Raw genomic sequence first — 19609 nt, 5'->3', positions numbered from 1 at the left:
GGTCCGGCCTGCCGCCCCCGCTGTCGTCTGTACAGGGACCGGGGCGGTGCGCCGGTCAGGTCTGCGGCGGTTCCGAACCCACTACCCACAGTGCATGGAACTGGGCCGCCCCGCCCATCGCGTGTCCGACGGCCAGGCGCGCATCCGGCACCTGGTGTTCACCCGCGGTCCCGCGCACCTGCATGGCCGCCTCGGCGAACCGCAGCAGACCTGTTGCGCCGGTGGGATTTCCGGAAAGTACGCCACCGGACGGGTTGATCGGCAGCGACCCGTCGAACGCGGTGTGCCCGGAATCGACCATCTTCCAGCCCTCACCGACCTCGGCCAGGCCCACGTTCTCCAGCCAGATCGGTTCGAACCAGCTGTAGGGGATGTAGAGCTCGGCGGTATCGATATCGTGTGCCGGGTCGGTGATACCGGCCTGCCGGTAGGCGTCGGCCGCGCACAGCCGCCCGGCCTCGGGGTTCACTTCGTCGCGGCCGGCGAAATGCCCGGTCTCGGTCCGCCACGACATTCCGTGGATCCAGGCCGGTGGGCGGCCCGTGTGGTGGGCATCGTCCTCGCCGGTGATCACCACCGCGCACGAACCGTCGGAGGACGGGCACGATTCGAGGAACCGGATCGGATCCCACAGCATCCGCGATTCACGCACCTGATCGACGGTGATATCCGGTAGCTGGATGTGGGCGTAGGGATTTCGGGTCGCGTTCAAGCGGTGGTTCACCGCGATCTGCCATCCGATGTGCTCGGGCGCTTCCGACCGGCGGATGTACTCCCGGATCACGGGGGCGAAATGCGCGCCCGCGCCCGCGCCCAATTGCGCGCTGAACGGCAGCCCGCGCGAGAGCGCCCAGGTGAAATCGCCCTCGGACTCTTTCGAATACGCGACCACCAGCACCCGCCGCGCCAGCCCTGCCTGCACCAGATGCGCCCCGTAGATGGCGGCATGCCCGCCGACGCTGCCGCCGGTGAACACCCGCGTCACGGGCAGACCGCGCGCGCCCATGACATCGGCCAGATACAGTTCCGGGTTCATCACCCCGTCGAACAGGTCGGGTGTTTTCGACAGCACGATGGCGTCGATATCGCCGAATTCCAGTTCGGCATCGGCCATTGCCTCGTCGACGGCCTCGCGCACCATCGCGCCGATGGTGACCTTGCGTTTCTTGGCCTGTTTGCTCTGTCCGATTCCGACGACCGCGAGTTTCATCGGTCTCCCTCCAAAAGGCAGATCATGTTCTGCTGGAGCGCGGGCCCGTTGGTGGCGTGCGCCAGCGTGCGGTCCGCGCGGCCGGTCAGGATGTGCCGGGCGGCGTCGCCGATCCGGATCAGCCCGGTTGCCGTGGTGGGGCGGGCCACGAGGGGGCCGCCGCCGGGGTTGATGGCGCCGGACAGCTCGAGAGCTCCGGCGAGCAGCGGTTCCTGATAGCTGTATTCGGTGTGCAGTTCGGCGATATCGACATCGCGGGCGGCGAATCCGGCCTGCCGGGCCGCCTTGTCCGCGGCGATACCGACGGTATCGGTGCGGGTGAGGTCGCGGGTGCCCGGATAGTGCGAATCCATCCGGTGGTCGGCACCACGCATCCAGGCCGGTCGCTGCGCCAACCGGCGTGCGGTGTCACCGGCGGCCAGCACGATTACGGCCGCGGCGTCCCCGATGGGGCCGCGATCGTGTTCTCGCAGCGGTGACGCCAGATACGGGGCGGCCAGCAATTCGTCCACCGTCACCTCGCCCGATACCTGCGCCGCCGGATTACCCACCGCGCCCGCCCGGGCCCGGGCCACCACCTCGGCCATCTGCTTCTCGTCCAGCGCTCCGGCCGCGATCAGCGCCTGCGCCTGGATCGCGGCGATCGCGTCCTGATGGGGCCGTAGCGGGGCCAGGAAGTAGGGGTCGAGCTGGGTGTTGGTGACCTGGTCCAGGTCCTGCGCGAGCGATCCGCGCCCGACGCCGTAGACCACGGCGATCTCACCCTCGCCGAGCTGTAGCCACGACCACGCCTCGTAGGCGGCCCAGGCCGCATCCATCTCGACATGCGATTCCGAGATCGGCGGCCACGCGCCCACCGCGTCGAGGGATTCGATATAGGCGAAGGTCCGGCCCTCGTGGAAATCGTGGCTGCCCGACGCCCAGAAATCGACCTCGCTGCGGTCGATCCCCGCCGAAGCGAGGGCCTCCCGCATCACCGGCAGCAGGATTTCGGCCATATCGTCCTGGCGATCGGCTGCCATACCCGGTGACTGGGCGAATGCCACCACCGCGACATCACGCATCGGAACCTCCCGCGATCGGCCGGTAGTAGCGAATGCTGTTCATGGATGTGTCCAGGTCTTCTTCGGCGCGCCACACCGGTTCCACCCGCATACCGATATGGACTTCGCTCAGTTCGACATCACGGATGAGGTGCATGAGGGTGGTGTCCGCACCGTCCACTTGGATGTAGGCGACCAGATAGGGCGGGTCGATCTTCTGGCCGGGGAACGGAAAGTTCACCACGCAGAAGGTTTTGACGACACCGCTGCCGCCCAGTTCGAACGGTTCGGACAGTTCGACGAGGCAGCGGGAGCAGAACTCCGGCGCGGGCAGGTAGACCCGCTCGCAGGTGCCGCAGCGCCGGGCCAGCAGTGTGCGGTGCTTCAGCCCGCGCAGGAAGGTCGACCGGCCGGTTCCGGCGACGAAGGTGTAATCCACCTTGTGCGGGCTGGTGAACGATTCCACCGGGGTGGGCAAAGTACTCATCACGACTCCACCGGTTCGAAGCAGACGATATCGCGGATACTGCCCACCCGTTCCGCCCGCCAGCGGGGTTTCACCCGCAGGCCGGCGGTGAGGCGGGCGGGGTCGCCGCCGGTATCCACGGCGTGGAACAGGGTGCCCTCGGTGCCGTCGATGGCGATCAGGGCCCAGGCGTAGTGATCGGCCGCGATATCGTCGCCGGGCCGGGTGGGCACCCAGGTCCAGTGCCGGACGGTGCCGGCGGGTTCGAGCCGCACCAGGTCACCGGTGGGCGCGGAAGTGGCCGGGTCGAATTCGAGGGCCGGGCAGAGGATCGCCCCGGATTCGGTGCGTACCCCGTACAGCTCACCGTCGCGTAGACCGCCCAGGAACGTGCCGATCTTCTCGCCGACCGTGCGGTTGTACGGGAATTCGATCGTGTAGGGCGCGGTGAGACTCGCGCCCGCGGGTTCGGCTGTCATCGTTCTCCTGCCGCTCGGGTGCGCGGCCGGGACACTGCGACCGCGCCTCGATCGTGACCCGCTCGACGGCCGATGTCAATCACTTGATTCAATCGCTTGATAGATCGAGCTTTCGTCGTGGCCCGGACGCGTGGATGAACCTTGCTGCACGGCTTGCGGTCATGACGTAAGCTCCCCGGTAAAGTAGAACCTGTTCCAATTCCTCCGGTGAGGAGAGATCACCATGGCCATCGTTGAACAGCTGGAGCCGACCGCCGACGGACGCCGCCGGCTCGAGCTGCGCAGCCCCGCTACCCGCGAACGCGTCGGCGAAATCGAGGTGAGCACGGCCGACGATGTCGCCGCGGCGCTGGCCAAGGCCCGCGCCGCCCAACCCGGCTGGGCCGCCCGGCCGGTCAAGGAGCGCGCGGCGATCATCCGCAACGCGGTCTCGGTACTGCTGAAACGCCGCGACGAGATCGTCGAGACGGTGATGCAGGAAACCGGTAAACCTCGGGTCGAGGCGCTGGCCGTGGAAATGGTCCCGGCCTGCGACTTCCTGAACTACTGGAGTGGGCGCGCCACCAAGGACCTGGCCGACGAGAACCGCCGCCTGCACGGCTACATGCTGCCGCTGAAGAAGCTGGTCATCAATTACCAGCCGCTCGGCGTCGTCGGCGTGATCACCCCGTGGAACGGCCCTTTCATCCTTTCGCTGAACCCGATCGCGCAGGCGTTGCTCGCCGGTAACTCGGTGGTCCTGAAACCGTCCGAGGTCACCCCGCACTCCGGGGAATGGGCGGTCAAGGTGCTGCACGAAGCGGGTGTGCCCAAGGACGTCCTGCAGGTCGTGCACGGCGACGGCGAAACCGGCGCCGCGCTGGTCAACGGCGATATCGACAAGATCTCGTTCACCGGCAGCGTCGGCACCGGTAAGAAGATCGCCGCCGCCTGCGCGACCCGGCTCATCCCGTGCACCCTCGAACTGGGCGGTAAGGACGCGATGATCGTCTGCGCCGACGCCGACCTCGATCGCGCGTCACTGGGCGCGGTGTACCTGTCGATGTTCAACACCGGGCAGGTATGCGTCGGCGTGGAACGCATCTATGTGGTGGACAGCATCGCCGACGAGTTCATCGAACAGGTCCGCAAACGCGCCGCCGAGGTCACCTATGGGCCCTCCGGCAAGGATGTCGGACCGCTGTTCTGGGACCGCCAGCTCGAGATCGTCGAGAAGCATGTCGAGGACGCCAGGTCCAAGGGCGCCAGCATCCTGCTCGGCGGCGAATCCGATACCACCGAGGGGGTCTTCTTCAAGCCCACCGTGGTCGTGGATGTCACCCACGATATGGACATCATGCAGCAGGAGACCTTCGGCCCGATCGTCGCCATCATGCGCGTCCGGGACGAAGAAGAGGCCGTGCGGATGGCCAACGACTGCCAGTACGGGCTCAGCGGCAGCGTGTTCACCAAGGACAAGGACAAGGTCGTCCGGCTGGCCAAACAGCTCAAGACCGGATCGGTGGTGCAGAACGACGCCTCGGTGATCTACGGCGTCGCCGAAGCACCGTTCGGTGGCCGCAAGGACAGCGGGATGGGCCAGGTGAACGGGCGTGACGCGCTGCGCAGCTTCGTCCACCCGCAGCCCGTTCTGCTGGACCGGTGGGGCCTGAAGAAGGAGAACATCTGGTACCCCTACAGCGAGGCCACCGCTGCCACGCTGGAGAAGACCATCGGCACCCTGTTCGGCAACAAGTTCATCCGCCGCCTGGTGCGCTGAGGTCCGGGTCCTGGAACGTCGGGGCCCTATCCTGCCAGCAGCTGTGCATACGATGCGGCCGACCGGTCAACGGTCGGCCGCATCGTTGTGTAAGGGTCGGGACACGGAGAACTGCGACCACGTCGCCATCCCATTCGGCATGGCGTAACTACCTAGCCGGGCTCTGTCTTGCCGGCCCCAGCGGGCGCCAAGGGCGATGGCGAGCAGTCGGACGCCGTCGCATGCTGGGTTGCAGAGGTCGCGTGCTGAGTTGTGTGCCGCATTTACGACACCGGGCCGCCTGCGAGGCGCTGTACCTCGGAGACGGCCCGGTGGGGACGTGTGGAATATCCCGGTCGCCGGTTCTCGCGGCCCGGAACCTGGTATCAGGCCGCGGGGTGGTCGACCGGTTCGTCGCTGTTCTTCGGCGCATTACCGTTCGCCCGCCCCGACCGGTACCGCTTGAACACCTCCCACACGATGGGCAGCACCGAAACCGCCACGATCAGCAGGAAGATGATGTCGATGTTGTCGCGCACGAACGCGATCTGCCCCAGCAGATAACCCAATATCGTCACACCCGCGCCCCACAGCACGCCGCCGAGCACGTTGTAGGTGAGGAACACCGAGTACTTCATCTTCGCCGCGCCCGCGACCAGCGGCGCATAGGTGCGCACGATGGGCACGAACCGGGCCAGCACGATGGTGATCGGCCCGTGCTTCTCGAAGAACGCATGCGATTCGTCGATATAGGCCTTCTTGAAAATCTTGGCGTCGTTGTTCTTGAACAACGCCGTCCCGCCCCGTGACCCGATCAGATATCCGACCTGGTCGCCGGCGATCGCCGCGATCGGAATCAGAACGAGTAGCACCCCGATGGGTGCGAAGGGTTCGATTTCGGCTGATTTGGATGCGGCGATGAGCCCCGCGGTGAACAGCAGCGAATCACCCGGCAGCAGGGGAAACAGCAGGCCCGATTCGATGAACACCACGAGGAGTAGGCCCAGCAACACCCAGGTGCCGAACGAATTGAGCAGATTGACCGGGTCGAGGAAACCCGGCATCAGGGCAAGTTCGGTGGTGGCCGCTGCGGCGGCTGAGTAACTCACCCAGCCGAAGATACCGCAGAAGAATACGCTCCCTGTTCCCGGATTGCCCGTTTCGGGCGGTTATCGCGGAACGGTAGCCGGATCTAATGCCTGCCGGCGCTTTCCCGCAGTATCGCCTCGATCTCGGCGACGCGCGGGGCCGGGATACCCCAGGGGTCCGCAAGCCCCAGCCGGGAGTCCAGATCCCACAGTACGCACTGCTCGCCGGGCCGCGCGACCAGCGACCACGCCACCACCGTCCGGCCCAGTTGACCCGCAGTATCCGCCGGCTCCGCACCGGCCGGTTCCGCACCTTCCGGATGGTGATGCAGGAACTGCCCGTAAGCGCGCTCGCAGAAATGGGCATACCGCCGCGTGCACAGTATGAAACCGTGCCAGGCTTCGTCGACCGCGCGAGACGGCATCCCGATCACTTGGCCGTCGGCCAGCGCCGGGCCGCAGCAACGCAGCCATTGTCGTAAGCCGGTCGCGACGAGGTCCCGCGGCTCCCACGGACAGGTTTTGTAGACGGCCTCCGGAAGTTCGAGTTCGCGGACCGCGAGCTCCACGGCGGCCGGCTCGATATTTCGGCGCCGGGGCCGGACGAAGGTGAACACTCTGTCATTATCCGGGGTCCTCCGGAATGGAACCGGCGCGGCACTCGCGTTCGTATCGCTGCCGGCTGTCAAGCCCCGCGTCCGGATAAGCCGGTGCGCCAACGCTGTTCGTCGGTACCGTGGAGTAATGGAACTGGTGCTGGGGTTTTTCTTCCTGTTGATGCTGGGATTGCTCTGCGTGGGGGCGATCGTGGGAATCGTCCTCGCGATCAGCAAGGCCGGTTCCGGTGGGCGCCGGGGCAACCGTGCGCGGCGGGGCGGGTACTACGCGGGTGGAACCTACTTCGCCGGCGACAGTGGTTCGGGCGGTTGGAGTTCGGGTGACGGCGGATCGAGTGGAGGAAGCGGCTGCGGGGGCGGCGGCGGTTGTGGTGGTGGAGGCGGTGGCGGGGGAAGCTGATCGGAATGGCTGGGTGCTGCCGCGTTCGAAATGGCTGTAACCAACAGTTGCGTGTAATATTCGACGGGCCGGGCCTGCGGATGTGATCAAGCTTTCTGTGGGGTCGATGAAACCCATTGGAACCCTTGTGGATTCGATCGGGCTTCGTTGCGCCACGCCGGTAATTATATCAATTTGATATACGGTGGAAACGTGTACTTCCACAGATTGTCGGCGACCCTCGCGTTGTGTCTCAAATTATCCGGCCCGCACCCGGTGTTTGTGAAGAATTTCGGATAACTTTCGAATTCACTTCCAAATCAACGTAATTCATGAACAGGCATAGACCATTCTCGGGTGCAGCGTTCACTTGCCCCCGTTACTGTGCGTGCCGTGGTTACCGCATTGGTAGTACTCGCAATCCTGATTCTCGTTGCCTCCGTAGTCCATCTCGCCAGCCGGCCACCGGAGGAACTCGTTTCGCGCAGAACGCGGGTGCGGGCCGGATCGGATACCTACTCCGACTGATCCGCCACCGCGGGCGACAGCACGACCACCGCAATCGGACGCCGGGTCTTCTTCTGATACTCGCTGTACCGGCCCTTGTTCACCGCGTCCACCAGCCCCCAGCGGCGCGCGTACTCCGGATCGCCGGGCAGAGTTGCCCGAGCCACCACCGGAAACGCGCGCCGCCCCACTTGAATCTCACATTCCGGCCGCGCCTTCACATTCGCCAGCCACCCCGGCGGCCGCGGCGATCCGCCGTTCGACGCGGTCACCAGAAAATCCGCCCCGTCCTTCGCGTACGTCAACGCCGAGGTCCGCGGCAAACCGGTCTTCCGCCCCATAGTCCGCAACAGCAGCGTCGGATTCCCGAACAGCAGCCGATGCCCCACCAGCCCACCGCTCTTCTCGTATATCCACTGATGCGCCTGCAACGCCCGCACGAACAACCCGGCCACACGCCCTCCTCCGCTCGGCAATCTTCCCACCCTAACCACCCCGCGTAGCACCCCCACCGAGAACCACACCCAGCCTGATTGGCCCCCGCCCACCCAACCGGGTACCATCCCACACCTGCGGCCCCTGGCCGCAACGAGGGGCGGTAGCTCAGTCGGTTAGAGCCGTGGACTCATAATCCATTGGTCGCGGGTTCGAGCCCCGCCCGCCCCACAAATAGCAATTTAACAGCGGAAATGCTGAATTCGGCAGCCGAACTGATCCTGGGTAGCGCACCGACAACAAGGTGCACATCTTCTTCGCGCACATCCGGCTCGACAGCGGCGGCGAAGAACAGGTGCGCTCCGTCTGCAGCGACAGCCGTCTTCACCGGTGGTCTCCAGCGATCTGTGCAGCCCAGTGGCTGAAGAATGCGCGTATCTCTGGGATATCGTGCGCCGGTGCCGGGATCTCGTCGTCGGTGAACCTGCCGAGAGTCGCCAACATCTCAGCAAATACGGACCGATCGAATCCCCTATCTTGTTCGGCTGCCTGGGTAAGTATTTCCTCGGCGCCGAAACGCTGGGCGAGTGTGTAGACGTCCGCGAAATCGCGGGCTTCGGCTCGACCGAAGAGCGCCAGCGCCTTGCGTCCCGCCAACTCCAGTGGTGCCAACGTGGGCCCCAGGATTGTCATTGTCGGCGGAGTCGCCGGCGGGGAGTCCACGGCGAGGTCGACGAGAACTTCCTCGTCCCGGCCGGTCACTACCAGGCGACAGAACGTCGGGTAATCCTGGATTACCGTGACGTCCCAGCCGTATGAGCCGGCGGATTCCAGGAAGGATCCCTTGGCCGAGGATACGGAATCGGTTGGTGCGTGGGTGAACAGATCGAGGTCTTCGGTGGGTCGGGCGATGAGCCCGCGGCGAGCAGAGCGGCTCCACCGGATACGACGAAACCCGCCGAATCCTTCAATCGGAAGAAAGCCCGCGCCACGTCGATTTGGAACTCCGTCAGGTCCGCACCGTCGTGTGGGTAGTCCTTGTTTGTCACGCCACGCTCGGTTCCGCGTCACCCGTACCGATGACAGCTCGCTCCCAGGCTGTCCGCACGGCGGGCGGGAGTACGAGTTCGTTCCAGATGTCCGCGAGTAGAACGCCATCGATATAGGCCAGAATGTCGGCCGGTCCGCCTTCGCGCATCACAATTTCGTACACACGTGCGCGCTGGCGTCGGTCGCGCAGATTGTAACGGCGACCGCGGTCGGACCAGTTCAGGTGCAGGGGAAGTTCGATCGTCGCCAGGGCCTTCTCCGGGGCCAGCCGAGGGAGGGCTGTGGGCGTCATGATCGGGCGGCCACGAGTGCTGCCGGTTTCGACGAATTCGATCTTGGGTGTCAACGCGAATTCGAAGCCGGCTTCTCCGATGATCCGGGCAGCGGTATCGAGGGTAGGTGACTTCTGCCCTCGTTCGTAGGAGGAGAGTGTGGGCTGAGATGACCCGGCCGCTTCGGCCAGCCCGGCCTGCGACAGGCCTGCGGCTTCGCGGGCTTGCATGAGAAGACGTTCTACAGCCATCTGCCTAGTATATCTGTTCGGATATGGTGGGAGGAAAGTCATGACTTTATCGAAGGGTGTCGTGTCGGTACGTCCGATGGTTCGAGCGGACCTCGACGGCGCCGACGAAATCTGCCGGATCGCCTTCGGCACCGCCCTCGGCGTACCCGACCCGAGCACGACCTTCGGATCCGCCGAACTGGTTCGTACTCGCTGGGCGGCAAATCCGGCCGCCGCTTTCGCCGCCGATATGGAGGGCCGGCTCGCGGGATCGAACTTCGCCGCCCACTGGGGCAGCGTCGGGTATTTCGGACCGCTGACCGTGCGCCCGGATCTGTGGGACCAGGGCATCGGCCGGCACCTGATGGACCCGATCATGGAGTGCTTCGAGACGTGGAAGACCCGCCATGCGGGCCTGTTCACGTTCCCGGACAGCCCGAAGCATCTGGAGTTGTATCGCCGGTACGGTTTCTGGCCCCGATTCCTCACGGCCGTGATGGGCAAACCCGTGGCCGATCCGCGCGGCGCGCCGCCGCAGACGTACGCAACGGTTGCCGCCGCGCAACGCCTCGAGTACCTGGCGTCGTGCCGGTCGCTGACCGACAGCGTGTACGAGGGGTTGGACCTCGAAGGCGAGATCCAGTCCGTGCACACGCAGGGTATCGGCGACACCGTTCTGCTCGAGGGTGCCGCCGGGCTCGATGGTCTTGCTGTCTGCCACCTCGGCCCGGGTTCCGAGGCGGGCGACGGAGCCTGCTACGTCAAGTTCGGGGCCGTCCGCCCGGGCCGCGACGCCGCGAACCGCTTCGATCGCCTCCTCGACGCCTGTGAGCAGCTCGCCGCCACCCGGGGACTCGACCGGGTCGACGCGGGAATGAACCTCGCCCGCGCCGACGCCTACGGGCACATGATCGACCGCGGATACCGCACCGGGTTGCAGGGCGTGGCCATGCACCGTCCCAACGAATCCGGCTACAACCGTCCCGGCGCGTACGTGATCGACGACTGGCGTTGAGCGGTTCGGGGTGCTCATACCTCGACCCCGGCGAGAAATTCGATACGCGCCACGGCGACCTCACCGCCAGGAATTCGCTGCCGGCACTGTGGCCGTTGCACCCGAAACTGCGCTGCGGGCAGTCGAGCGATACGGGAAATATCTATCTACCTGATTGCGAAGTTCAGCGGCCCTGGAGTCCAGACCCCGGAACGGCGGACAGTTGTTGTGACGGGCAGTGCGGCGGTGGCTGTCGGGTCGTACGGGACGAGTCTGTGGATCTCACCCCAGTTGCGTTTCCAGTCATCGCGCAGATAGGAGGGCATGACCTCGGAGCGGGCCAGTAGTTCGGTGTAGCCGAGCGGCCCACCGGAAGCATGGCTTTGCCAGTTCGTGGTCATGATGGCGGCCGAGAACTCCGGGGTGATGCGGTACTCGGGCGTTTCGGCGATCCCGTCTCGGTGCCGCATCGGTTGCTGGCACGGGAACTGCAGGCCGACGAGCCAATCCATCAGCACCGGGCTGGTGTGCCCCACCAGCGAGTCGAGCGACTGTAGTTGCGGCACGCGTGGTGGTGTCACGGCCAGCCACTGTGTGGGATCCGAACTGTCGACGGAGGCGACTATGCGGACGGCATCGGCCTGGGCAGGCAGCTGTTCGAGCGGGACCCGGAGGTTTCGCCAAGACGGTTGGAGCACGCTCACATCGTCGGGCGTGACCTGTCCGAGCGATTGCACGCCCTCGTCTCCCGCGACACCGTATTCGATGAAGAGACGCTGCCCGGCGACCGGAAGGCCATCGAGGTCGATCGAGGCGATTCGTCCCGCGGCCGCGATGGAGATGATCTCGCCGCGCTCACCGTCCGGTAGGTCGTACCACCCGGAGACGAGGTTCTTTGCCGGTCCGGGGCTTCCGTAGCTCCCCAGCATCGGGGTGGTTGCGGGGTCCAGGCCGAACGGTAGCGGGACGGTACTGCCGTTGATGCCCGTTCGGACGACGCCACCGGGGCCGGTGCTGGTGGCGGGGTCGGTGCTGGTTGTCGTGCCGGAGCTGCCCAGCGACTGACCGACCGAAGCGGCGGCGGCGTCCGACGCGTCGGGAAGCAGATCGTCGAAATTGATTCCGTTGGGGGTGAACCCGGCGTCGGTCCCGGCGCCGAGCGCGGTGGCGGGTTCGCCGGAAAGGGGTTGCAGTACACCGCTATTGGGGTCGGGCTCCACAAGTACGTCGTTCGCCAGGCCGCAAGGATTGCCGGCGAGTGCGGAGAGATTGGATTTCGCGATCGAGTACGCCGGGTACCGGTCTGCGGCCGCTTTCGCGAATGATGCCACCTGGAATGTCACCACAAGAGCGACAGCCAGCGTGAACACAGGGATTCGCCTGCCGACCGGTGCCTTGTGACGGCGGAACGGCTCGCGGATATGGAACCAGCCCGCGGCCGCAACGGTGAGCAAGGACAGAGCCAGCAGCACTGTGCCGACCGGAATGCCGGCGATCGAAATCGGCTTGTCCCACCACGGGATTCCGTAACTGGCCACATACCACCAGCTGTTCGAGCTGGCGAACGATATCGCCAGCACCCCGAGCACCGCCGCGGCGAACAACGTCCGGTTGCGCCGGGATCGCAGTACTCGGGGGCAGGCCGCGACCGCGGCGACCACCGCCACTGCGCCCGCGAGGCCGGCGAAAACACCGAGGTGGTGCGTGAATTTCGTGGGAGAGAACATCATCAGCGGAATCGCGGCAATCGTGGTGCCCACGATCCGCCGCGCCGGTCCCGCGGCCAGTCCGGGGATCCGGCCGCCGTAACGGAACAATGCCAGTACCGACACTGCGAGAGCCAAGAACATGGCGAGCATGGCGAACCGTCGCGCCAGTGAGCCGTCGGGCATCGCCTGGAAGAGGTTCTGGTAGACGAGATATTCGTCGTGCCAGGGCATATTGGGCCCGACCACCTGGTGTGCCTCGTACATTGCGGCGACCGAGGCAATCGGCTGTCCGGCGAAAACGATGGTGAGCACCGCCGAGCCGGTGGCCAGCGCGGGCGCGATCAGGGCCGCGTAGCCGAAACTGCGGGCCCGGTGAACGATGATCCGGGCCAGCGGGCGCGCTCCCGCGAGAAGCGCCGCGAAACAGATCAGCCCACACGGGTTGGTGACCACGGCCAGCGCGGCGGGTATCAATGCCAGCGCAGCCGGTGTCAGCCGTCGGGTTGCCAGCGCGCGTTCCATCGATACCCAGGTCAGCAACACCCCGAGGGCCACCGCGGGCTCTGGGCGCAGACCGTTGTTGTAGGGCAGCCAGAACGCCAGGAACAGCAGGCCGCCCGCCCATACTGCGGCCCGCTCTGTCCGCGCGGCGATCCCGAGGCGCGGCACCACCTCGCGGCTGATGAGCAGCCAGCACACGACCGCGATGATCAGTTCCGGTAGCCGGACCACGATGCTCGCGGTCGATATCTGTGCCAGCCATCCGAACAGGTAGTCGTAGGGGATGCCGATCGGTGTCTCGGGCACACCGAAATAGGCGAAGTAATTCGCCAAATATCCTGCGTCCTCGGCGGTCCGGGCCATGCCGAGGATATAGCCGTCGTCGGCGGTACCGGCGCCGATGAAGTACCACAGCACCAAGGTCCCGATGATCACGCCGTCGATCGGCCGCGGCCGCCACCAGCGCCGCGGCAGCACCCGCCGGTTCCGGCGGTTGTCGGAACCGTCTAGCCGGTGCAGGGCCCACAATGCCAGCGCGGTGGCGAGCAGGGCAGCGACGATTGCTCCCTGCTTCAAGACCGTCGGAGAGGTCGTGAACCGGGAATCGATCTGCGCATCAGCGTGCACGCCTGCCGATAGCGGATCGGCGACATCGGTGAAGAACCCGACCATCTGCGGGCGATGATCGCCGGGCACCACGACGGGCTCGCCGACGCCGGTGTCCACGCTGGTGCGGGTGCTGTCGGAGGTGATCGCTAGCCGGCAATCAGGAGGTAGCTCGGTTAGCGGAGTATCGAGCAGTGTCCGGTCGCGAAGCACGACCTGTAGCCGGCCGCCGTCCTGGGCCGGGGCGACCACGGCGTTCAAGCCGTAATGCCAGGCCTGTCCGGACTGCGGGGGGACCGTCGACAGCAGGTTTCCGCCGCTCTCGCCAAGGCCCGCCGCGGCAGAACACGGCACGTCGATGGTCACACTGGCCGGAGAGTAGGACACCAGCGGTGCCGTGACACTGCTCGACCGGCCGGGCTGCGGCCACGACAACGACGCCTGCTCCTGGTTCACCGGCAGAAACGGGACCAACACGGCCAGCACCGCCCCGGCGAGACCAGCGACGACGGCGATACGACGCCACCACCGATACGGCTCCGCCGCATTGTCGTCTGTCGGGATCCGGGCGGGTACGCGTTCCCTCGTACGAGTCAGGGTCATGGCCGTACCCGGCCGATCCTCGGGCGATGCCCCACAGCACTCCGCCCGCCACACAGCGAGCTGTGATCGTGTCTGCTCACCTGGGAAGGTCTAGTTGAAACACTTGTTACAGTCAAGCGATGGCAGGCCGAAAGGATTCGACAAAACGCGAGACGATGCTGAACCAGGCCTGCGAGATCCTGTCCCGCAGTGGCGTCGTCGACACCTCGCTGCGCTCTTTGGCTGCGCAAATGGGCACCAGCGCCAGGATGCTGATCTACTACTTCGGTTCCAAGGAAAAGCTGATTCTCGAAGTCATCGACCACGAACAACGGCGAGCCGCACCGGATCCCGGAGTCTCCTCGTCGGTCGCTGACCTGCGTGCCTATATTCTGGCCGACTGGCATTCGATCACCCGCGGCGAAAAGCACGTCAGCGTACGGATTCTGGAGCAAGTCTTCGGCGCCGCATGCGCCCAGGACAGTCCCTACGCCGATTACACCGCACAAACTCTGAACCGGCTGATCGGCAACTTCGAAAACCGGCTCGTCGCCATCGGCATGCCCGGCGATATCGCCGCCACCCGTGCGGTTGTCGGGCTCACCGCGCTCCAGGGATATCTCATGCGATATTTCACGGCCGCGGATCCGGCCGCGGTCGATCGCGACTTTCTCCGCTTCGTGGACGACGTCATCCTTGCGCCCTTCTGAAAGGAGATGCTCGACTTCCCGCGCTCGAGTGGTGGCCGGGCGGCCGGTTTCGCGGGCGGGACCGGTGCGGGTCGGCAGGATCGGCGGGAGAATCACGACGCCCATGAGTGTCCCGATAACGACTGGCGCTGAGCGTTGTCCCCGCGCGGGGCCGGCCGACACGGTCCGGCCCCGCGCGGGTTCCGGTCAGCGCTTCATCAGGGCGAAGACTCCCCAGCCGAGATATTCACGCAGGTAGCGCGTGTAGCTCGCCGGTTCGGTGTCGAGAGCCTCCCGCACCTCGGGGGCCAGTTCGTCGTCCGGGTTCTGGCCGAGCCAACGGTGCATGCTGAGCCACTGGGCCGCGGTGTACCGGTCCCAGCTGTCCTGGTCGGCCAGCATCATTTCCACGACGTCGTAGCCGAGACCCTGGAATTGCCCGATCAAGTCCGGGAGTTCCAGGTAGTCGGCGATGGCGGTGGCGCGGCAGGCCCGGGCGGTCTCCTCGTCCGGAGGCGTCCGCCGCCAGTACGGCTCGCCGATCAGCATCAGGCCGCCGGGGCGGAGACTGCGATCGAGCAACTCGACCGTCCCGGCGACACCGTTGCCGATCCAGGTGGCGCCGACACAGGCGGCCAGATCGACCGGTTGGTCCGCGATATGGCCGGCGGCGTCACCGTGGACGAACTCGACTCGGTCGGCGACGCCGAGTTCGGCGGCGCGGGCCTGGGCCTGCTGGGTGAAGACCGTGCTGATGTCCACCCCGGTGCCCGTGATGCCGTGGTCCCGCGCCCAGGTACACAGCATTTCGCCCGAGCCGCTGGCCAGGTCGAGTGCCCGTGTCCCGGGAGCGAGGCGGAGTGATTCGCCCAGCGCGGCGAGCTTGGTCGCGGTGAACGGGTTGTGGATGCGGTGGTTGCTCTCGCGGATGGTGAAGATGCGGGGAAGGTCCATGACCTGATTCCTTTCCGTCATGACTTGTCAGACGCCGAACGCCGCCGGGTAGGCGATGGTCCCGCTGGGAATGGGCCGGGCGCTGTCCAGGGCCAGCGCCATCATGGCCTCGTCCGGGGCGTCGAAAGGTGCGTGGATACCGAAGCGTGAAGCCGGCGTGAAACCGAAACGCGGGTAGTACTCGGGGTGTCCGAGGACGACGACCAGGTTCTCGCCCATCGCTGCGGCCGAGTCGAGGGCTGCGCGGATCGCCGCGGAACCCGCGCCCGTTCGCTGGTATTCGGGCCGAACCGCGCAGGGGCCCAGCGCCACGGCGGCTTCCTCGCCGACGAGGCAACGCGTGAGCAGCGCATGCCCGACGACCTCGCCGGTGCCGGTGGTGGTGATCATGGACAGCCCGTCGATCCACGCCTCGGGATCGCTGCGCAGAGCGTCGACGATATCGGCTTCCTCGGCGGTGGGGAAGGCGGCGAGTTCGACTGCGCGGATGGCCGGGATATCGCCGGCGGTTTCGGGACGAGTGGTCCAGGTGGTCATGGTTTTTCCGTTCTCGGTGGTGTGGTCGTCAGGGCGCAGGACGTAGGCGGCGTATCGGTAGTCGCGGCCGTGCCGGTTGCGCATGGCAATTTCTGCTTGCAGTGCGGTGAGTGCCTCGCGCATCCCCGGGCGGTCCGCATCCATCAAGCGCATTCGTGCGGTGAGCGGGGTGTAGTACTCCTGCCACCAGTCGGTCTCCGGCAGCGGCCAATGCGCATCTACCCGGTAACCGGACGACCGGGCCGCGTCGGTGTTGCCGGCATGTGTTCGTAACCGATATGCCGCGTCCCAATAGGCACGGACATCGGCGTCGGGGTCGCTGCCCGTCCATTCGATCTCGGTGATCGCCAGCACACCCCCGGGTGCCAGCAGTCGCCGCCAGGCGCGAAGCGCTGTGTCGAAGCCGACGGTGTAGACCGAGCCTTCGGCCCAGATCACGTCGAAGCTGTGATCGGGGAAGGGTAGTTGGTCCATCGAATGGTTCACCACCGAGATCTGCCCGCCGAGTCCTCGACGTGCCGCTTCGGCGGCCAGGTCATCGAGATAGGGCTGGTGGAGATCGACCGCGGTCACGATCGCGCCGGCCTCGGCGGCCAGCAGCAGGGCGGCGGCTCCTGGACCGCAGCCGGCGTCCAGGATTCGCGGGTGTGCGGGAAGTGGCCCGGCGGCCGCGAGCAGGCGCCGTGTCGTAGTGTCCGAGCCCGGCCCTTGCCTGGTCAGACCGTCGTGCAGTGCGAAGAGAGCGTCGATCACCGCATCGGCGCTGGAGCTGGACGCGTTGGTTCCGGATGGGGAAGAAGACAACGTAGAAACCCTTGAACAGGGATCCCGGAATGTGCCGGCCACCGCGCGGGCATACGCCGACAGTGCGGAAGGCCGGATCGGTCCGGGATCCGGGAGAGGATGTGATCCTTGCGAGCAGGCCGAGCGGCTTCGGTATCCAGGGCAGGGCTGTGGGCGGTTTCGGCCACGTCAGGGCCGCATACCGCCTCGATCAGGGGATGCCGGGGAGTACGCAGGCAACGGACGTCGTCTCGTAGACCGCCGTGCGGTCACGGCGAGGGAGACGACTACGCGATGCAGTCGGGCGCGCTCGGCGCGGGCCGGGTCACAAAACACCTCTTCCAAGGGCATACAGCCCGAACGGACAATCAATCGCTCGGAACTCAATCACAAGCGCGGAGCCGAGTCCAATCAATTATGCAGCCGTCCTCCGTGCCCGGTGCGGCGGCCGGGCTGCAGCGATTAGGCTCGCCGGCATGGCACCGGTCCCCGGCCACACCCCGCCGGTCCGTAACGGCGCTGGGTTGGCTGCCCTGATATTGGGTATTTTCGCTGTCTCGTTCACGTTCATCCCCTTCGCGGGCGAGTTCCTTACGGCACCCGCAGGGCTGGCGGCGGTGATAGCGGGATTCATCGGCTGGGATCGGGCCGACCGCGGTATCGCGACCAATCGAGCTGATGCCCTTGTCGGCGGTGTGCTGGGAGCCGTCGCGCTGATGATGGCGCTGCTGGTCTATGCGGCGACCAACGGGACCGGCTGACCTGTCGCGAGCGCCCCGGAGGCCACCGATCGCATCACGAACCGGCAGTTGCGTAGCCACACAGGCGGATCGACTTGCGACTTGACCCAAGATATGGGGCGTGGTCGCGACTGCCTGGCCATGTACGTGGAGGCCCCGCGGGGGTGGCGCTGCGGGCCAGTGTCGGAGGTATTGACCTCGAGTGCGCTCGAGCTTCTAGGTTTGCGGTGTGACGAGCCGAGGTGGAGGAGAACCGATGACGAACAGCGAAGCCTTGAACCTGCTGGTGCGGTATGAGGATGCGTTCAACGGCAACGATGCCGACTCCATGAACGCGCTGTTCTGGGAGGACAGTACGTTCGTCAACTTCGGCGGCGGTCTGGTCACCGATCGGGACGAGTTACTCGCCAAGCAGCGCTTCGTGTTCGCACCGGGCGGGCCGCTGCACGATGTCGACGTCACGTACCGGCATGAGGTGACCGTTGAACTCACACCTACGGTCGTGCAGATCGTGGCGCGTCAGCGCACGCGGGACAGCACCGATCCGGCCCACGATCCGATGCACGGTGTGATCATCCTGACCGCCGAGTTCCGAGACGATGATTGGCGTATCCGCACCGGGCAGAATACGCCCGTGAGCACTGGATAGCTGTTCTGCCAGCGTAAGACGTACCGACCGGTGGGCGCCCGGTCCCGCAGCCGGTCCTGGGTAACCTGCACTGTCGGGGACCCGGTTCCGCCGCCCGAATAGTGGCGAATGACCGCTCGCTGCCGAAGTCTGACCGGAGTTTCCTCTTTCGTCATACAGCAGTGAGTCGCATCCGCAGGAACTCGATCGTTTCGGTTACCAACTCCGCCACATCCGGATACCCTTCGAACCCGTGCTCCGCGCCCGGAACGCTTCGGTACATCACGTCGGCCCCGTTCTCGGTCATGCGCGTGTGCAGGCGTCGACTCTGACGGGCCGGCACGAGGGTGTCCTGCTCGCCGTGGACGAGTAGGCACGGCGGCACGGCGGGGTGTGCATAAGTGATCGGGCTGGCCTGGGCGCGGCGGTCGGGGATTTCCGACGGCCAGCCGCCCAGCCAGGGCGAATACGGCAACTCGCCCTCCGTGCTCTCCATATCGAGAATGTCGGTGATCGGATACCACGCCGCTACGGCGCGAACATCGGTTCTGGTGAAGGCAGTCGTAAACGCCAGCAGTCCTCCGGCCGAGTCACCCCAGACGCCGAGGCGTCCGGCGTCGAGGCCGTACTCGTCGGCATGCAGCCGCAAGAATTCCACCGCGGCCGCCGCATCCTCGAGTTGCGCGGGCCACGTCGCTTCTTTGCTGAGCCGGTAGTCGATCGAAGCGCAAGCCAATCCTGCCTCGACCAGTCCGGTGAAAACCGAGCCGCTCGGGATCGTGCGATGCAGCCACCGTCGGTCCCCTGAATGGAACGAGCCCCCGTGGATCCACACCACAACCGGCGGACGCTCTACATCATCTGGCACATACAGATCCAGCAACAACGGCCGGAACCCACGGATCACCGAATAGGTCACTTGCTCGTGAACCGCCACGGTCCACAGAGTAGGCCCGGTATCGAGCGTGCCGTTGGAGTGCACGATCACCGAACGCGCCGCGCTGTTCACTCCGACGTTTTCTTTACCTGCGTGGGTACCGGCCTCCTTATGCCCGAATCACTGGATGAGTGGAACCGGCCCGGTGTGCGCCGCGTCAGAGTATCTGTGAGTATCGATAACGATATGACGAAACGACACAGGGGATAGATGCATGAACCCGGCCCGACTACCGTCAACACCCAATCCATGGCTGACGCGGGCACATTTCTCAACACTGTCGCAAGCACGCTCGGTAACAGGTTCATCCGGATGGACGCCGAGATAGACGGGATGGCCTCCTAGAGTCTGTTTCATAAGCTGCGGCCGGATAACCACAGGTTGATCGCGGCGACGCGGACGGTTGCCAGGTAGCGGACAGCGAGTTTGTCATAC

General features: G+C 65.9%; 19 protein-coding genes and 1 tRNA gene. 7 read left to right on the top strand and 13 right to left on the bottom strand.

Translation table 11 applies throughout. The annotated features are described in order from the left end of the window. Window positions 1-55: 55 nt before the first annotated feature. The 4 genes from ACFWPH_RS29535 to ACFWPH_RS29520 are packed head-to-tail and all read right to left on the bottom strand — an operon-like array spanning window position 56 to window position 3198. Window positions 56-1210 carry a thiolase domain-containing protein gene (locus ACFWPH_RS29535; RefSeq protein WP_378755459.1) on the bottom strand — a complete coding sequence of 385 codons (1155 nt, stop codon included), beginning with the start codon at window positions 1208-1210 and terminating at the stop codon, window positions 56-58. Then, window positions 1207-2274, bottom strand: a complete 1068-nt coding sequence (locus tag ACFWPH_RS29530) for a lipid-transfer protein (protein ID WP_378755458.1) — start codon at window positions 2272-2274, stop codon at window positions 1207-1209. The genes ACFWPH_RS29535 and ACFWPH_RS29530 overlap by 4 nt, the downstream gene beginning before the upstream one ends. Then, complete coding sequence (locus tag ACFWPH_RS29525) at window positions 2267-2740, bottom strand: Zn-ribbon domain-containing OB-fold protein (RefSeq protein WP_378755457.1); 474 nt, start codon at window positions 2738-2740, stop codon at window positions 2267-2269. The genes ACFWPH_RS29530 and ACFWPH_RS29525 overlap by 8 nt, the downstream gene beginning before the upstream one ends. Then, entirely contained in the window at window positions 2740-3198 is a 459-nt protein-coding gene (locus tag ACFWPH_RS29520; protein WP_378755456.1) for a DNA-binding protein, read from the bottom strand. The genes ACFWPH_RS29525 and ACFWPH_RS29520 overlap by 1 nt, the downstream gene beginning before the upstream one ends. A 223-nt stretch (window positions 3199-3421) precedes the next feature. Here ACFWPH_RS29520 and ACFWPH_RS29515 point away from each other — a divergent pair, with 223 nt between their 5' ends. Continuing rightward, entirely contained in the window at window positions 3422-4957 is a 1536-nt protein-coding gene (locus ACFWPH_RS29515; RefSeq protein ID WP_378755455.1) for an aldehyde dehydrogenase family protein, read from the top strand. Window positions 4958-5322: 365 nt separating this feature from the next. On the opposite strand, the gene ACFWPH_RS29510 is transcribed toward ACFWPH_RS29515, so the two are convergent. Both ACFWPH_RS29510 and ACFWPH_RS29505 read right to left on the bottom strand, forming a co-directional pair. After that, window positions 5323-6000 (bottom strand): VTT domain-containing protein, encoded by a 678-nt coding sequence (locus ACFWPH_RS29510; RefSeq protein ID WP_378755598.1) that lies wholly within the window; start codon window positions 5998-6000, stop codon window positions 5323-5325. Window positions 6001-6128: 128 nt separating this feature from the next. Next, the gene (locus ACFWPH_RS29505; RefSeq protein WP_378755454.1) at window positions 6129-6641 is read right to left on the bottom strand and encodes a hypothetical protein; all 513 of its coding nucleotides are present in this window, start codon (window positions 6639-6641) and stop codon (window positions 6129-6131) included. A gap of 127 nt (window positions 6642-6768) precedes the next feature. Here ACFWPH_RS29505 and ACFWPH_RS29500 point away from each other — a divergent pair, with 127 nt between their 5' ends. Then, the gene (locus ACFWPH_RS29500; protein WP_378755453.1) at window positions 6769-7041 is read left to right on the top strand and encodes a hypothetical protein; all 273 of its coding nucleotides are present in this window, start codon (window positions 6769-6771) and stop codon (window positions 7039-7041) included. 494 nt (window positions 7042-7535) lie between these two features. Here ACFWPH_RS29500 and ACFWPH_RS29495 read toward each other — a convergent pair whose 3' ends face one another. After that, window positions 7536-7982, bottom strand: coding sequence for a nitroreductase family deazaflavin-dependent oxidoreductase (locus ACFWPH_RS29495; RefSeq protein ID WP_378755452.1), 447 nt, complete (start codon window positions 7980-7982; stop codon window positions 7536-7538). A 137-nt stretch (window positions 7983-8119) separates the two neighbouring features. Here ACFWPH_RS29495 and ACFWPH_RS29490 point away from each other — a divergent pair. Continuing rightward, a tRNA-Ile gene (locus ACFWPH_RS29490) sits at window positions 8120-8193 on the top strand. Between the two features lie 153 nt (window positions 8194-8346). On the opposite strand, the gene ACFWPH_RS29485 is transcribed toward ACFWPH_RS29490, so the two are convergent. Further along, window positions 8347-9120: a nucleotidyl transferase AbiEii/AbiGii toxin family protein gene (locus tag ACFWPH_RS29485; RefSeq protein ID WP_378755451.1), complete on the bottom strand. Its 774-nt coding sequence runs from the start codon at window positions 9118-9120 to the stop codon at window positions 8347-8349. Beyond that, window positions 9008-9535, bottom strand: a complete 528-nt coding sequence (locus ACFWPH_RS29480) for a helix-turn-helix transcriptional regulator (RefSeq protein ID WP_378755450.1) — start codon at window positions 9533-9535, stop codon at window positions 9008-9010. The genes ACFWPH_RS29485 and ACFWPH_RS29480 overlap by 113 nt, the downstream gene beginning before the upstream one ends. A 40-nt stretch (window positions 9536-9575) precedes the next feature. Between ACFWPH_RS29480 and ACFWPH_RS29475 the strand changes: the two genes are divergently transcribed. Continuing rightward, window positions 9576-10529 carry a GNAT family N-acetyltransferase gene (locus ACFWPH_RS29475; RefSeq protein ID WP_378755449.1) on the top strand — a complete coding sequence of 318 codons (954 nt, stop codon included), beginning with the start codon at window positions 9576-9578 and terminating at the stop codon, window positions 10527-10529. A gap of 146 nt (window positions 10530-10675) precedes the next feature. Here the strand turns inward: ACFWPH_RS29475 and ACFWPH_RS29470 are convergent, their stop codons facing one another. Then, window positions 10676-13927, bottom strand: a complete 3252-nt coding sequence (locus ACFWPH_RS29470) for an arabinosyltransferase domain-containing protein (RefSeq protein WP_378755448.1) — start codon at window positions 13925-13927, stop codon at window positions 10676-10678. Between the two features lie 119 nt (window positions 13928-14046). Between ACFWPH_RS29470 and ACFWPH_RS29465 the strand changes: the two genes are divergently transcribed. Then, complete coding sequence (locus ACFWPH_RS29465) at window positions 14047-14616, top strand: TetR/AcrR family transcriptional regulator (RefSeq protein ID WP_378755447.1); 570 nt, start codon at window positions 14047-14049, stop codon at window positions 14614-14616. A 186-nt stretch (window positions 14617-14802) separates the two neighbouring features. On the opposite strand, the gene ACFWPH_RS29460 is transcribed toward ACFWPH_RS29465, so the two are convergent. Both ACFWPH_RS29460 and ACFWPH_RS29455 read right to left on the bottom strand, forming a co-directional pair. After that, complete coding sequence (locus ACFWPH_RS29460; RefSeq protein ID WP_378755446.1) at window positions 14803-15549, bottom strand: SAM-dependent methyltransferase; 747 nt, start codon at window positions 15547-15549, stop codon at window positions 14803-14805. A gap of 27 nt (window positions 15550-15576) precedes the next feature. Beyond that, window positions 15577-16890: a GNAT family N-acetyltransferase gene (locus ACFWPH_RS29455; RefSeq protein WP_378755444.1), complete on the bottom strand. Its 1314-nt coding sequence runs from the start codon at window positions 16888-16890 to the stop codon at window positions 15577-15579. A gap of 455 nt (window positions 16891-17345) precedes the next feature. Between ACFWPH_RS29455 and ACFWPH_RS29450 the strand changes: the two genes are divergently transcribed. Together ACFWPH_RS29450 and ACFWPH_RS29445 are read left to right on the top strand one after the other, a co-directional pair. Next, window positions 17346-17630, top strand: coding sequence for a hypothetical protein (locus ACFWPH_RS29450; RefSeq protein WP_378755443.1), 285 nt, complete (start codon window positions 17346-17348; stop codon window positions 17628-17630). 235 nt (window positions 17631-17865) lie between these two features. Next, window positions 17866-18258, top strand: coding sequence for a YybH family protein (locus ACFWPH_RS29445; protein ID WP_378755442.1), 393 nt, complete (start codon window positions 17866-17868; stop codon window positions 18256-18258). Between the two features lie 151 nt (window positions 18259-18409). On the opposite strand, the gene ACFWPH_RS29440 is transcribed toward ACFWPH_RS29445, so the two are convergent. Further along, window positions 18410-19246, bottom strand: coding sequence for an alpha/beta hydrolase fold domain-containing protein (locus tag ACFWPH_RS29440; RefSeq protein WP_378755441.1), 837 nt, complete (start codon window positions 19244-19246; stop codon window positions 18410-18412). Between the last annotated feature and the right edge of the window lie 363 nt (window positions 19247-19609).

It is taken from the genome of Nocardia sp. NPDC058499 (genome assembly GCF_042719915.1).
GTDB lineage: Bacteria > Actinomycetota > Actinomycetes > Mycobacteriales > Mycobacteriaceae > Nocardia.
This window is presented reverse-complemented; position numbering and strand designations above follow the sequence as displayed.

Excerpts from the sequence above, each read along its gene's own strand:
- ACFWPH_RS29535 (WP_378755459.1), bottom strand. The coding sequence starts at position 1,210 with ATGAAACTCGCGGTCGTCGGAATCGGACAGAGCAAACAGGCCAAGAAA.
- ACFWPH_RS29530 (WP_378755458.1), bottom strand. The coding sequence starts at position 2,274 with ATGCGTGATGTCGCGGTGGTGGCATTCGCCCAGTCACCGGGTATGGCA.
- ACFWPH_RS29525 (WP_378755457.1), bottom strand. The coding sequence starts at position 2,740 with ATGAGTACTTTGCCCACCCCGGTGGAATCGTTCACCAGCCCGCACAAG.
- ACFWPH_RS29520 (WP_378755456.1), bottom strand. The coding sequence starts at position 3,198 with ATGACAGCCGAACCCGCGGGCGCGAGTCTCACCGCGCCCTACACGATC.
- ACFWPH_RS29515 (WP_378755455.1), top strand. The coding sequence starts at position 3,422 with ATGGCCATCGTTGAACAGCTGGAGCCGACCGCCGACGGACGCCGCCGG.
- ACFWPH_RS29510 (WP_378755598.1), bottom strand. The coding sequence starts at position 6,000 with ATGCCGGGTTTCCTCGACCCGGTCAATCTGCTCAATTCGTTCGGCACC.
- ACFWPH_RS29500 (WP_378755453.1), top strand. The coding sequence starts at position 6,769 with ATGGAACTGGTGCTGGGGTTTTTCTTCCTGTTGATGCTGGGATTGCTC.
- ACFWPH_RS29485 (WP_378755451.1), bottom strand. The coding sequence starts at position 9,120 with ATGGCGTTCTACTCGCGGACATCTGGAACGAACTCGTACTCCCGCCCG.
- ACFWPH_RS29480 (WP_378755450.1), bottom strand. The coding sequence starts at position 9,535 with ATGGCTGTAGAACGTCTTCTCATGCAAGCCCGCGAAGCCGCAGGCCTG.
- ACFWPH_RS29475 (WP_378755449.1), top strand. The coding sequence starts at position 9,576 with ATGACTTTATCGAAGGGTGTCGTGTCGGTACGTCCGATGGTTCGAGCG.
- ACFWPH_RS29470 (WP_378755448.1), bottom strand. The coding sequence starts at position 13,927 with ATGACCCTGACTCGTACGAGGGAACGCGTACCCGCCCGGATCCCGACA.
- ACFWPH_RS29465 (WP_378755447.1), top strand. The coding sequence starts at position 14,047 with ATGGCAGGCCGAAAGGATTCGACAAAACGCGAGACGATGCTGAACCAG.
- ACFWPH_RS29460 (WP_378755446.1), bottom strand. The coding sequence starts at position 15,549 with ATGGACCTTCCCCGCATCTTCACCATCCGCGAGAGCAACCACCGCATC.
- ACFWPH_RS29450 (WP_378755443.1), top strand. The coding sequence starts at position 17,346 with ATGGCACCGGTCCCCGGCCACACCCCGCCGGTCCGTAACGGCGCTGGG.
- ACFWPH_RS29445 (WP_378755442.1), top strand. The coding sequence starts at position 17,866 with ATGACGAACAGCGAAGCCTTGAACCTGCTGGTGCGGTATGAGGATGCG.